Origin of the sequence: Streptomyces albicerus (assembly GCF_008905045.1) — a bacterium.
GTDB lineage: Bacteria > Actinomycetota > Actinomycetes > Streptomycetales > Streptomycetaceae > Streptomyces > Streptomyces albicerus.
Map to the genome: position 1 here is coordinate 1 of NZ_VWMY01000140.1, position 12210 is coordinate 12210.

Genomic DNA, 12210 nt, shown 5'->3' on the forward strand with positions numbered 1-12210 from the left:
CGGACGGGCTGAAGATCAGCCCCTCCGGCGTTTGAGGAGCGGGGGTTCGGGGGCTGGCCCCCGACGGGGTCTGGGGCGGAGCCCCAGATGGATGGGACGGGTAGGGGCGGCGGGGGCGAGAAAAGCCGCCCCGGAGATCACGCGCCGATCGCCGTCAGCGAAGGCACGCGTGCCGCGTCGTACCGGTCGAGCAGGACCCGCGCGACCTCGGGCGCCGGTCCGAGCACGTCCGCGAGGACATCCGCCTCGGCCGCCCCCCGCGCGATCCGGTCCGGCAGGAACCCGGGCGCGAGGACATACGGGGCGACAGCGACCCGCGCGCACCCGAGCGCCCGCAGCGACCGGACGGCATCCTCCGTACGCGGCAGCGAAGCGGAGGCGAACGCGGGCCGCACGGCACACCAACCGGTGCGCCGCCACTCCCGCGCGATTGCTGCGATCACCGCGATCGCCTCCGGATCCGTGGACCCCGCCGAGGCCAGCACGACCCCGGTCGAGGACTTGTCGGCGGGGGACAGCCCCGCCTCGTACAACCGCCGTTCGAGCGCGGCCGTCAGCAGCGGCGACGGCCCGAGCACCTCGGCCTGCCGGATCCGCAGCCGCGCGGGAGCCTCGCTCAGTACCGCCGGAATGTCCGCCTTCGCATGGAAGGCCCGCGTCAGGAGCAGCGGCAGGGCGACCACATCACGCACCCCCTCCGCCGCCAGCGACTCCAACACCCCCGAGACGGAAGGGATGTTGAAGTCAAGGAAGCCGGTCTCCACGCGTACACCCGGCCGCAGGGCCCGCACCTTGCGCACCAGGGCATGCACGGTCGCGGCATGGCGCGGATCGCGGCTGCCGTGGGCGATGACGAGAAGTACCGGGCGGGGCATGGGAGTTCAGCTCTTCACGAGGAGGCCGCGGCTGCGCAGGACCCACCGCTCCAGCGGGCTGAAGATCAGCAGGTCGATGGCGATACCGACGATCAGGATGAGGAGGATGGCGAGGAACACCATGGACATGCTGTTCGCCGTGCGGCCGTTCTCCAGCAACTGGCCGAGACCGATGCCGAGTTCGGGCGAGGACGCGATGATCTCCGCGGCCATCAGCGAACGCCACGAGAACGCCCAGCCCTGCTTCAGGCCCGCGAGGTAGCCGGGCAGAGCGGCGGGCACCACGATGTGCCAGGTGCCGCGCAGCCCCGTCGCGCCCAGCGTGCGGCCCGCCCGCAGGAACAGCGGCGGCACCTGGTCGACACCGGAGACGAGCCCGTTGGCGATGGACGGGACCGCGCCGAGCAGGATCACCGCGTACATCATCGAGTCGTTCAGGCCGAGCCAGAGGACGGCCGGCGGCACCCACGCCACCGACGGCAGCGACTGCAGCCCGGACAGGATCGGGCCGATCGCCGCGCGTACGAACTTCACGCGCGCCACCACCAGACCCAGGGGTGTGCCGATGGCCAGGGCCATCAGGAAGCCCAGCAGGCCGCGCGAGACGCTGGTCCAGATGTAGTCGAGGAGCGTGCCCTGGAGCCACGCCTCGCGGACCTCGTCCCAGACCGCGGACGGCGCGGGCAGCTTGTAGCTGTCCGTGACCTTCGCCCACACCAGGATCTGCCAGACCACCAGCACCAGCAGTACGGCGACGGCCGGCGGCAGGATCTTCTCGACGAGGGTCTTGCGGAACGGGACTCGCCTGGTCTGGACGGTCTCCAGCGCGTCGAGGCCCGCTTCCAGTCCGGCGAGATCGTTGCCGTCCTTGACGGCGCTGGTCTCAGTGCTGGCCATGACGGCGGATCTCCCCACGCAGTTGTTCGGTGATCTCGACGGACAGTTCCGCCACGGCGGCGTCCTCGATGCGGCGCGGCTGCGGGATGTCGACCGTCCACTCCCGCGCGATACGGCCCGGGCGCGAGGACAGCAGCACCACTCGCTCGGCGAGCCGCACCGCCTCCCGCACGTTGTGCGTCACGAACAGCACCGACAGGTTCGTCTCACGCCAGATGCGGGTCAGTTCGTCGTGCAGCACGTCCCTCGTGATGGCGTCGAGGGCCGCGAACGGCTCGTCCATCAGCAGCAGCTTGCTGTCCTGCGCGAGCGCACGGGCCAGCGCGACCCGCTGCCGCATACCGCCCGACAGCTCGTGCACCCGCTTGCCGTACGCGCCCTTCAGCCGGACGAGCTCCAGCAGTTCCTCGGCCTTGTCGCGGCGCTCCGACTTCGGCACGCCCCGCAGCTTCAGGGCGAGTTCGATGTTCTTGCCCGCGGTCAGCCACGGGAAGAGAGCGTGCTCCTGGAACATCAGGGCCGGGCGGCCGTCGGTGCTGATGCCGCCCGCGGACGGCTTGTCGAGCCCGGCGACCAGATTCAGCAGCGTCGACTTGCCGCAGCCCGAGGCCCCCAGGAGGGTGACGAACTCGCCGGGCGCGACATCGAGCGTGATGTCGTCCAGGACGAGCTGCTGCCCGGCGGGGCCGGCGAAGGACTTCGAGACATGCTCGATGCGTGCGGCGTACTCCACCGACGTACCGGCGTCGGCGGCCTTGGCGAGGGCGGTTGCCATGGTCGTCACCTCCTGAGAACTCGTTGTTGTCCGGGCTTACTTGACGCCGAGACCGGCGTCGTCGACGGTGCTTCTGCCCTCGGCCTTGAGGACCTTGTTGAGCGGTGCGAGGTCGTAGATGCCGTCGAGCTTCGGCTGCTCCAGCAGACCCGCCTTCACCGCGTGCTCCGCTTCGGTGTTGAGGGTGGCGGCCAGCGGGTCGTCGGTGAACCGGATCGACTTCCACGCCGGGTCGAGGACGTCGGCGGGCAGCGGCTTGCCGACGAGCTCCTTGAGCTTGGCGTTCGCGGCGGCCTTGGCCTCGTCGGGGTTGGCGTTGATCCACGCGTTGGTCTTCACCGAGCCGCGCAGCACGGCCTCGACGACGTCGGGGTGCTCCTTCAGGAACTTCTGCGACACGACGATGTTCGTGATCACGAACTTCTTGTCCGGCCACAGGTCGGCCTCGTCGAGGAGGACCTTGCCGCCCTCGGCGACCAACTTGGACGCGGTCGGCTCCGGCACCCACGCGCCGTCGACGGAGCCCGACTTGTAGGCGTCCGGGGTGATCTTGTTGTCCGTGCGGACCACGGACACATCGCCCTTGCCGCTCTCGGCGTCGACCTTCCAGCCCTGCTCCGCGATCCAGTTGAGGAACGCCACGTCCTGCGTGTTGCCCAGCTGCGGGGTCGCGATCTTCTTGCCCTTGACGTCCTTCAGGGACGTGATCTTGTCCGGGTTGACCACGAGCTTCACACCGCCGGACGCGGAGCCGCCGATGATCCGCAGGCCCTTGCCGTCGGTCGTGGCGTAGCCGTTGATGGCGGGCGAGGGTCCGATCCAGCCGATGTCGATCGACCCGGAGTTCAGCGCCTCGATCTCCGCGGGACCCGCGTTGAACTGGGAGTACGAGGCCTTCGTGCCCCCGAGCTCCTTCTGCAGCAGCCCTTGCTGATCGCCCACGAGCGCGGTGGCGTGCGTCAGGTTCGGGAAGTAGCCGATCCGGACGGAGTCGAGACCGTCGATCTTCTCGCCCACGGCGGCGACGTTCGATGTGTCGTCGTCCTTGGCCTGCGAGCCGTAGCCGCAGGCGGTGGCGGCGAGCGCGAGGAGCGGCAGGGCGGCCAGGGCGGCGAGGCCGCGGCGGAGGCTACTTCGGGTGGCAGGCACGGGAGGGGTTCCTCTCGTTGGCCCGGCGGTCACGTCTCAGGTCGTGGCCGGGAGGTCGGCAGGTTTTCGTCGGTACGGGGCGCGCCGGCAGTGCGCGTACGTCATCACGCACATCGCGCCACTCCGCCCTGCCCGCTGCCGAGGGCGCCGCTGCCGACGCGGCCGCCCTCCTTCGCGAAGGTCGAGAAGATGTCGGTGGTCATGGTCAGAAGTCCCACCCGTCGTCGTCCGCCTCGGTCTTGACCGGCTCCGGCGAAGCGAAGGACTCGCCGACCATGCCCGCGGTGAGCGTGGTGCCGTCGGAGGGGTCGATCAGGATGAACGAGCCGGTGCGCCGGGAGTCGGCGTACGAGTCGACCGGCAGCGGCTCGGCGGTACGGATCTTGACGCGGCCGATGTCGTTGGCGTCCAGGTGGCCCGGGTGCGGGTGCAGGGAGAGGTCGTCGAGGGTCAGCCGGGACGGGATGTCCTTGACGATCGCCTTGACCGTGCGGGTGCCGTGCTTGAGCAGCACGCGGTGGCCGATGGTCAGCGGCGCGTCGGCGACGTGGCAGACGGTCGCCTCGATGTCCTGCGTGGTCGCGGGCGCGTCCTTGGTCGGCACGATCAGGTCGCCGCGCGAGATGTCGATGTCGTCCTCCAGCAGGACGGTCACCGACTGCGTCGTCCAGGCCACGTCCACCGGTCCGCCCAGCAGGTCGATCCCGGAGATCCGCGACGTACGCCCGGAGGGCAGCACGGTGACCGCCTCGCCGACGCGGAAGGCGCCGGCCGCGATCTGGCCCGCGTACCCCCGGTAGTCGGGGTGCTCGGTGGTCTGCGGACGGATCACGTACTGCACGGGCAGACGCGCGTGGCAGGTCGTGAGGTCGTGGCTGACCGGGACCGTCTCCAGGTGCTCGAGGAAGGTCGGACCGCCGTACCAGTCCATGTTCGCGGACGGGTCCACCACGTTGTCGCCGGCGAGCGCGGAGATCGGGATCGCGGTGATCTCGGGGACGCCCAGCTCGGACGCGTACGCCGTGAACTCCTCGGCGATCGCGGCGAAGACCGACTCCTTGTACTCGACGAGGTCCATCTTGTTGACGGCGAGCACGACGTGCGGGACGCGCAGCAGCGCGGCGATCGCGGCGTGCCGGCGGGTCTGCTCGACGACGCCGTTGCGGGCGTCCACGAGGATCACCGTCAGCTCGGCCGTGGAGGCACCCGTCACCATGTTGCGGGTGTACTGCACATGGCCGGGGGTGTCGGCGAGGATGAACCGGCGCCGGGCCGTGGCGAAGTATCGATACGCCACGTCGATGGTGATGCCCTGCTCGCGCTCGGCCCGCAGACCGTCGGTGAGCAGCGCGAGGTCGGGCGTGTCCTGACCGCGGTTGAGCGAGGCGTGCGTGACGGCCTCCAGCTGGTCGGTGAGGACCGACTTGGAGTCGTGCAGCAGGCGGCCGACGAGGGTGGACTTGCCGTCGTCGACGGATCCCGCGGTGGCGAAGCGCAGCAGGGTCGTCGCGGACAGCTGCTCGACCGACAAAGGCTCGGTGGGTTCGGTGGTGCTGGTCATCTCTAGAAGTACCCCTCGCGCTTGCGGTCTTCCATCGCGGCCTCGGACATCTTGTCGTCGGCGCGGGTGGCGCCCCGCTCGGTGAGCCGGGAGGCGGCGATCTCGGCGATCACGGCGTCCAGTGAGGTGGCGTCCGAGTCGACGGCACCCGTGCAGGACATGTCGCCCACGGTCCGGTAGCGGATGAGGCGCTTCTCGACGGTCTCGCCGTCCTTGGGACCGCCCCACTCACCGGCGGTCAGCCACATCCCGGCCCGCTTGAAGACCTCCCGCTCGTGTGCGAAGTAGATCTCCGGGAGTTCGATGCCCTCGCGGGCGATGTACTGCCACACGTCCAGCTCGGTCCAGTTGGACAGCGGGAAGACACGGACGTGCTCGCCGGGCGCGTGCCGGCCGTTGTAGAGGTTCCACAGCTCGGGGCGCTGACGGCGCGGGTCCCACTGGGAGAACTCGTCGCGCAGCGAGAACACCCGCTCCTTGGCCCGGGCCTTCTCCTCGTCCCGCCGCCCGCCGCCGAACACCGCGTCGAACCGCTCGGCCTGGATCTTCTCCGTCAGCGGCACGGTCTGCAGCGGGTTGCGCGTCCCGTCCGGGCGCTCCTTGAGAGCGCCGCGGTCGATGTAGTCCTGCACGGAGGCGACATGCAGCCGCAGCCCATGCTTCTCCACCGTGCGGTCGCGGTACTCGAGGACCTCCGGGAAGTTGTGCCCGGTGTCCACATGCAGCAGCGAGAAGGGGATCGCCGCGGGGGCGAAGGCCTTCAGCGCCAGGTGCAGCATGACGATCGAGTCCTTGCCGCCGGAGAAGAGGATCACCGGCCGCTCGAACTCGCCCGCCACCTCGCGGAAGATGTGCACCGCCTCGGACTCCAGGGCGTCCAGGTGCGACAGTGCGTACGGGTTGTCCGTCTCCTCGGAGACAGCGGCGACGGTCGTCATGCGAGACCCCTTTCAGCGAGCAGCGCGTGCAGCGCGGCCGCGGACTCCTGCACGGTCTGGGTGTGCGACTCGAGGCGCAGATCGGGCGACTCGGGCTCCTCGTACGGGTCGTCGACCCCGGTCAGCCCGGAGATCTCACCCGCCGCCTGCTTGGCGTACAGGCCCTTCACGTCCCGCTCGCTGCACACCTCGACCGGCGTCGCGACATGCACCTCGATGTACGCGGCACCGCTCGCCTGGTGGCGCTTGCGCACCGCCTCACGGCTGTCGGTGTACGGAGCGATGACCGGCACCAGCGTCTTGACGCCGTTACGGGCCAGCAGGTCCGCGAGGAAGCCGATGCGCTGCACGTTCGCGTGCCGGTCCTCGCGGCTGAAGCCGAGGCCCGCCGTCAGGAACGTACGGATCTCGTCGCCGTCGAGCACCTCGACGCGGTGGCCCTCCTCGCGCAGCCGTCCGGCCAGTTCGTACGCGATGGTGGTCTTGCCGGCGCTCGGCAGACCCGTGAGCCAGATGGTGGCTCCGGTCACTTGGTTCTCCTGGTTCATCGAAGTCGTCGAGTTCATCGAGATCGCTGCCATGGTCAGCCGTGCAGCCCGCACTCGGTCTTCGCGCGGCCCGCCCAGCGGCCGGCGCGCGCGTCCTCGCCCTCGAGCACCCGGCGGGTGCAGGGGGCGCAGCCCACGGAGGCGTAACCGTCCATGAGCAGCGGGTTGGTGAGGACCCCGTGCTCGGCCACGTACGCGTCCACGTCGTCCTGCGTCCAGCGGGCGATCGGCGAGATCTTGACCTTGCGGCGCTTCTCGTCCCAGCCGACGACCGGGGTGTTCGCCCGGGTCGGGGACTCGTCGCGGCGCAGGCCCGTAGCCCAGGCACGGTACTTGGTGAGCCCCTCCTCGAGGGGCTTGACCTTCCGCAGCGCGCAGCACAGGTCGGGGTTGCGCTCGTGCAGCTTCGGCCCGTACTCGGCGTCCTGCTCGGCCACCGTCTGGCGCGGCGTGAGCGTGATGACGTTGACGTCCATCACGGCCTCGACCGCGTCCCGGGTGCCGATGGTCTCCGGGAAGTGGTAGCCGGTGTCGAGGAACACGACATCCACGCCGGGCATCGCACGGGAGGCGAGGTGGGCGACCACCGCGTCCTCCATCGAGGAGGTCACACAGAACTGCTTGCCGAAGGTGTCGACGGCCCACTGGAGGATCTCCAGCGCGGAGGCGTCCTCCAGATCACGGCCCGCCTGCTCGGCGAGCGCCTTGAGCTCGGCGTCCTGATCGGCTTCCGGATCTGCCTGAGTATCGGTATCGGACTCGGTCTGAACGGTCGTCATATCTCGTCCCCTCCACCGTTGGTGCGCTGAACCCCCCGGGCGAGCAGCCCGAGGAACTTCAACTGGAAGGCTCGATTGCAAGCCGCGCATTCCCACGCGCCGTGACCCTGCTCGCTGGGACGCAGGTCCTCGTCACCGCAGTAAGGGCAGTAGAAGGGCGCCGCACGTTCGCTCATGACAGCGACCCCCTCTTTTTTGAGGCTCGGTTCGCACTCGCCCGGGTCACGAGAGAGCCTCCTCAGAAGCCCGCGCAGCCCACGTCGCGAAGCGCTCGTCGTCCTCGCGCTCCTCCTGGAAACGCTTCAGCACGCGCTCGACGTAGTCCGGCAGTTCCTCCGAGGTGACCTTCAGACCGCGGACCTTGCGGCCGAAGCCGGCCTCGAGGCCGAGTGCGCCGCCCAGGTGGACCTGGAAGCCCTCGACCTGGTTGCCCTCGTCGTCCAGGACCAGCTGGCCCTTGAGACCGATGTCCGCGACCTGGATACGGGCGCAGGCGTTCGGGCAGCCGTTGATGTTGATGGTGATGGGCTCGTCGAACTCGGGGATGCGGCGCTCGAGTTCGTCGATCAGGGAGGCACCGCGCGCCTTGGTCTCGACGATGGCGAGCTTGCAGTACTCGATGCCGGTGCAGGCCATCGTGCCGCGCCGGAAGGTCGACGGCCGGACAGTCAGGTCGAGCGCCTCCAGGCCCTCCACCAGGGAGTCGATCCGGTCCTGCTCCACGTCGAGCACGATCATCTTCTGCTCGACGGTGGTACGGAGACGACCCGAGCCATGCTCCTCGGCCAGTTCGGCGATCTTCGTGAGGGTCGCGCCGTCCACCCGGCCCACGCGCGGCGCGAAGCCGACGTAGTAGCGGCCGTCCTGCTGCCGGTGCACACCGACGTGGTCGCGCCAGCGGGCGACCGGCTGGTCGGGCGCCGGGCCGTCGACGAGCTTCCGCTTCAGGTACTCGTCCTCCAGGACCTGGCGGAACTTCTCGACACCCCAGTCGGCGACCAGGAACTTGAGGCGGGCGCGGGTGCGCAGCCGACGGTAGCCGTAGTCGCGGAAGATCGAGATGACGCCCTCGTAGACGTCCGCGACCTCGTCCAGCGGCACCCAGGCGCCGAGCCGCTGGCCGATCTTCGGGTTGGTGGACAGACCGCCGCCGACCCAGAGGTCGAAGCCGGGGCCGTGGTCCGGGTGGTTCACGCCGACGAACGCGACGTCGTTGATCTCGTGCGCCACGTCGAGGAGCGGGGAGCCGGAGATCGCGGACTTGAACTTGCGGGGCAGGTTCGAGAAGTCCTTGTTGCCGATGATCCGGCGGTGGATCTCGTCGATGGCGGGGGTGCCGTCGATGATCTCGTCCTCGGCGATCCCGGCGACGGGCGAGCCGAGGATGACGCGCGGCGTGTCACCGCAGGCCTCGGTCGTGGACAGTCCCACGGCCTCCAGCCGGTCCCAGATCTCCGGGACGTCCTCGATACGGATCCAGTGGTACTGGACGTTCTGCCGGTCGGTGAGGTCGGCGGTGCCCCGCGCGAACTCCTGCGAGATCTCGCCGATGACCCGCAGCTGCTGGGTGGTGAGGCGTCCGCCGTCGATCCGCACCCGCAGCATGAAGTACTTGTCGTCCAGCTCCTCCGGCTCCAGGATGGCGGTCTTGCCGCCGTCGATCCCGGGCTTGCGCTGGGTGTAGAGGCCCCACCAGCGCATCCGGCCGCGCAGATCGTTGGGGTCGATCGAGTCGAAGCCCCGCTTGGAGTAGATCGTCTCAATGCGTGTCCGCACATTGAGACCGTCGTCATCCTTCTTGAACTGTTCGTTGCCGTTGAGCGGGGTGAAGTGACCCACGGCCCACTGACCCTCGCCGCGGTGACGACTCACCTTGCGGCGGGGCGCGGCTGGATTCTGCGGGGTGGCGGCCATGGCTGATACGTCCTTCGGGACTGCGGGGGCAGGCAGGAGAGCGGCTCTGACCTGCGCATACGGGCACATACGCGAGTACGCGCGCGTCATTGCGCAAGGTTCACAAAGGGGGGAAAGCGGCGTGTGCTGCCGGGCCGGAGGCCCTTATGGACAGCGCGTCAGCTCGCCGGACAGATGGCGCTGGACATGCGGCCGAGGTCGACGTGCCGCCGACTCACCAAGGCAATTCCAGTTCCAGACATGACGGAAGCGTGTCACGGCGATCTGGACACAGTCCAGCTTCGTCCAAGATGCGGACACCCTTGTCCCGAGATGCGAGACAAGGGTGTTGTCGGTCACATGGCCGGATCCGGCCCCGTCCGGCCAGGTCAGCCGACCCGCGCCCCCGGCCAGGGCCCGGGTGCCGTCAGGTCCGGCTCCTCCTCGACCTTGGTGTCGAAGAGCTTGAAGCCGCGACGCAGATAGTTGTCCATCGCATGCTCCCCGTCCTTGCTGCATGTATGCAACCAGACGCGTTTCGTCTCGGCGCGCCCCGGCCAGCGGTCGGCCAGGTCCCAGGCCCGCGCCACGCCGTGGGAGAGGAGATGGCCGCCGATGCGCCGGCCCCGGAAGGCCGGGATCAGGCCGAAGTGGACGATCTCCACGACTCCGTCGTCCTGCGGGTCCAGCTGTACGTATCCGGCGGGCGTCCCGCGGTCGTACGCGACCCACGTCTCCACGCCCGGCCGGTCCAGGTTCTCCTGCCACTGCTCGTACGTCCAGCCGAGCCGGTCCGTCCATCGGATGTCGCCGCCGACCGAGGTGTAGAGGAAGCGGCTGAACTCCGGGGAGGGCACCTCGGCACGGACGATCCGGACATCGCCGTCAGGGGCGGCGGCGGGCAGTTGGTCGGCCGGAGAGGTCTGCTCCAGGGACCAGGTGGTCACAGCGATGCTCATGCGGGCCAGCGAACCACGAAGGCGGGCCCCGCTTCAAAACGGGACCCGCCTCCCTGCGGGGCGCCCTGTTGACGTCCGAGGTCAGGTCGTTGTGCCGTCCGAGGTCAGGTGGCTCGGGGCGCGCAGATCACTTGGATTACTCACTCGGACCACTCCGATCACTGCACCGAGCTGTCGACCGCCGACAGGGGCACCGCGTACAGCACCCGCTCCGGGATCGCTGGCAGCTCCCACTCGTTGTCCTTGTTCGCCGCCCACTCGGTCAGCGTCCACAGCTCGCCCGTCTCCTGCCAGTACGACAGTGACTCGGTGTGCTGGCCCCAGCAGGCGTACGTCTCGCCCGATCCGCACTTGGCGGCCTTGGCGGTGCTCTCGTTCTGCCGCCAGAGCGTGCCGTGTCTGTCGCGGCTGCCCGGGGCGTAGCCGGTGTACCAGTCGGCCTTGCTCGCGCCGCTCCGTTTGTGCGAGAGGACGCCCTGGAGCCCGACGGCCTTGGTCTCGTACGCCTCGTCGGCGTTCACGATGTCACTGGCGTTGCTGCCGAGCAGGCCGGTGCGGTCGCTCGCGGTGCTGAAGTAGTAGCGCCAGAGGCGGGCCGGTTCGGTGCCGCCGGAGCTGAACCACTCGTTCGCGACCAGGCTGTCAGGGGTGGATGTGCGGTCCAGGGAGATGGAGCCGAAACAGGGGACCGCGTTGTCGTTGCTCGCGGTGCAGGCTCCGCCGGTGAGGTTGTACGAGCCGATGGCCGGCATCACGTACTGGTAGCCGTGTGCCGACCAGCCGCCGCCCACCTTGCCGACCTCGGTGCTGTTGACGTCGGCCTGCAGGATGCGGTTCATGTCGAAGACGAACAGGGCGTTGTTGTGGTCCGCCCCGTTCTTCGCGGTGACGATCAGCTTGTCCTGGTACCAGACCATGCCGCCGAGGTGGGAGCGGACGGCTCCGAAGTCCTTGCCGCCGGACAGCGGGGCGACAAGCAGGACCCAGCGGTACTTGAGGTTCTTCGGGTCGTTCGCGTCGATGAAGGCGACCCGGGCGAGGCCCTTGTCGTCGGCCGGTTCGCCAGCCTTGTGGTCGTTGTGGGTCCAGCCGGCCAGGATGACGCGGTCCGTGCCCCACTTGCCGTCGTTGTCGGCGTCCCCGGAGGTGGTGACGGACTGCGGCAGCCACTTCTGTGTCGTGGCGTCCCCGCTGTCCCAGCAGTACGCGCGGGTGGCGGCCGGCTCGACGGGCAGCGCCGCCGACTCGGTGGCGGCGCAGTCGGCCTTGTTGCGCATCGGGTGGTTGGCGCTCTTGAGGACGGCGTTGACGCCGACGTTCCCGCCCATTCCGCTCTGGAGCGTGTTGAGCGTCGTCTCGCTGACCAGGTTCTCGTGCAGCTGGAGCTTGGCCCTCTCGGACGACGAGGTGAGCGGCGTCAGCGGTCCTGGATTGTCGCTCCCCGCGGCCTGCGAGGTGCTGATGATGGTCGCGGCGGCGGTGAGGGCGAGGGCGGTCCCGGACAGCGTGGCCCGCAGGGCACGCCCCTTCGTCCGGCGGCGGTGTCTGCCTCGTTGCGTCATAGGTCCTCCCGCGTTGGCGGCCAACTGCCTCCTGTGATCCGGCGGTTGAACCGGAGGAGGCGGATGTGGGGGGCCGTGGGAAGGATGGTACGTCAGGGGGTGGCGAGTCCGGTCGAATACCCCGCAATCGGTAAGGATCACGCCACCTGACCCACGAGGTTCGCGCCACGTGACGAGGACTGCCGGTTTCGCCCCCGCCGCCCCTACCCGTCCCATCCTTCTGGGGCTCCGCCCCAGACCCCGTCTCGGGGGCCAGCCCCCGAACCCCCGCTCC

Annotated in this window: 13 protein-coding genes; all 13 read right to left on the reverse strand. The window is 69.5% G+C overall.

The features are described 5' to 3' along the window. Positions 1-137 precede the first annotated feature (137 nt). The gene (locus tag GAS53_RS53010) at positions 138-875 is read right to left on the reverse strand and encodes a sirohydrochlorin chelatase (RefSeq protein ID WP_151484997.1); all 738 of its coding nucleotides are present in this window, start codon (positions 873-875) and stop codon (positions 138-140) included. Between the two features lie 6 nt (positions 876-881). Next, on the reverse strand, positions 882-1772 hold the full coding sequence (locus GAS53_RS53015; protein ID WP_151484998.1) for an ABC transporter permease: 891 nt from the start codon (positions 1770-1772) through the stop codon (positions 882-884). Then, complete coding sequence (locus GAS53_RS53020) at positions 1759-2547, reverse strand: ABC transporter ATP-binding protein (RefSeq protein WP_151484999.1); 789 nt, start codon at positions 2545-2547, stop codon at positions 1759-1761. The genes GAS53_RS53015 and GAS53_RS53020 overlap by 14 nt, the downstream gene beginning before the upstream one ends. A gap of 36 nt (positions 2548-2583) precedes the next feature. Further along, the gene (locus GAS53_RS53025; RefSeq protein ID WP_151485000.1) at positions 2584-3696 is read right to left on the reverse strand and encodes an ABC transporter substrate-binding protein; all 1113 of its coding nucleotides are present in this window, start codon (positions 3694-3696) and stop codon (positions 2584-2586) included. Between the two features lie 205 nt (positions 3697-3901). Next, on the reverse strand, positions 3902-5257 hold the full coding sequence (locus GAS53_RS53030; RefSeq protein WP_151485001.1) for a sulfate adenylyltransferase subunit 1: 1356 nt from the start codon (positions 5255-5257) through the stop codon (positions 3902-3904). 2 nt (positions 5258-5259) lie between these two features. After that, complete coding sequence (gene cysD, locus GAS53_RS53035) at positions 5260-6195, reverse strand: sulfate adenylyltransferase subunit CysD (protein ID WP_151485002.1); 936 nt, start codon at positions 6193-6195, stop codon at positions 5260-5262. Then, a complete protein-coding gene (gene cysC, locus GAS53_RS53040; RefSeq protein WP_151485008.1) occupies positions 6192-6743 on the reverse strand; it encodes an adenylyl-sulfate kinase in 552 nt (183 codons plus the stop codon). Before cysC ends, cysD begins: the two co-directional genes overlap by 4 nt. A gap of 35 nt (positions 6744-6778) precedes the next feature. Then, positions 6779-7522 carry a phosphoadenylyl-sulfate reductase gene (locus tag GAS53_RS53045; RefSeq protein WP_151485003.1) on the reverse strand — a complete coding sequence of 248 codons (744 nt, stop codon included), beginning with the start codon at positions 7520-7522 and terminating at the stop codon, positions 6779-6781. Next, positions 7519-7698: a hypothetical protein gene (locus GAS53_RS53050; RefSeq protein WP_151485004.1), complete on the reverse strand. Its 180-nt coding sequence runs from the start codon at positions 7696-7698 to the stop codon at positions 7519-7521. Before GAS53_RS53050 ends, GAS53_RS53045 begins: the two co-directional genes overlap by 4 nt. A 46-nt stretch (positions 7699-7744) precedes the next feature. Then, positions 7745-9436 carry a nitrite/sulfite reductase gene (locus GAS53_RS53055; RefSeq protein WP_151485005.1) on the reverse strand — a complete coding sequence of 564 codons (1692 nt, stop codon included), beginning with the start codon at positions 9434-9436 and terminating at the stop codon, positions 7745-7747. 158 nt (positions 9437-9594) lie between these two features. After that, entirely contained in the window at positions 9595-9678 is an 84-nt protein-coding gene (locus GAS53_RS58215) for a putative leader peptide (RefSeq protein ID WP_309486338.1), read from the reverse strand. A gap of 126 nt (positions 9679-9804) precedes the next feature. After that, a complete protein-coding gene (locus GAS53_RS53060) occupies positions 9805-10374 on the reverse strand; it encodes a GNAT family N-acetyltransferase (RefSeq protein ID WP_151485006.1) in 570 nt (189 codons plus the stop codon). 158 nt (positions 10375-10532) lie between these two features. Next, positions 10533-11936: a hypothetical protein gene (locus GAS53_RS53065; RefSeq protein ID WP_151485007.1), complete on the reverse strand. Its 1404-nt coding sequence runs from the start codon at positions 11934-11936 to the stop codon at positions 10533-10535. Positions 11937-12210: the final 274 nt, after the last annotated feature.

Bases quoted from the DNA above. Each gene is read 5' to 3' on its own strand.
- GAS53_RS53010 (WP_151484997.1), bottom strand. From the start codon at position 875: ATGCCCCGCCCGGTACTTCTCGTCATCGCCCACGGCAGCCGCGATCCG.
- GAS53_RS53015 (WP_151484998.1), bottom strand. From the start codon at position 1,772: ATGGCCAGCACTGAGACCAGCGCCGTCAAGGACGGCAACGATCTCGCC.
- GAS53_RS53020 (WP_151484999.1), bottom strand. From the start codon at position 2,547: ATGGCAACCGCCCTCGCCAAGGCCGCCGACGCCGGTACGTCGGTGGAG.
- GAS53_RS53030 (WP_151485001.1), bottom strand. From the start codon at position 5,257: ATGACCAGCACCACCGAACCCACCGAGCCTTTGTCGGTCGAGCAGCTG.
- cysD (WP_151485002.1), bottom strand. From the start codon at position 6,195: ATGACGACCGTCGCCGCTGTCTCCGAGGAGACGGACAACCCGTACGCA.
- cysC (WP_151485008.1), bottom strand. From the start codon at position 6,743: ATGAACCAGGAGAACCAAGTGACCGGAGCCACCATCTGGCTCACGGGT.
- GAS53_RS53045 (WP_151485003.1), bottom strand. From the start codon at position 7,522: ATGACGACCGTTCAGACCGAGTCCGATACCGATACTCAGGCAGATCCG.
- GAS53_RS53050 (WP_151485004.1), bottom strand. From the start codon at position 7,698: ATGAGCGAACGTGCGGCGCCCTTCTACTGCCCTTACTGCGGTGACGAG.
- GAS53_RS53055 (WP_151485005.1), bottom strand. From the start codon at position 9,436: ATGGCCGCCACCCCGCAGAATCCAGCCGCGCCCCGCCGCAAGGTGAGT.
- GAS53_RS58215 (WP_309486338.1), bottom strand. From the start codon at position 9,678: ATGTCTGGAACTGGAATTGCCTTGGTGAGTCGGCGGCACGTCGACCTC.
- GAS53_RS53060 (WP_151485006.1), bottom strand. From the start codon at position 10,374: ATGAGCATCGCTGTGACCACCTGGTCCCTGGAGCAGACCTCTCCGGCC.
- GAS53_RS53065 (WP_151485007.1), bottom strand. From the start codon at position 11,936: ATGACGCAACGAGGCAGACACCGCCGCCGGACGAAGGGGCGTGCCCTG.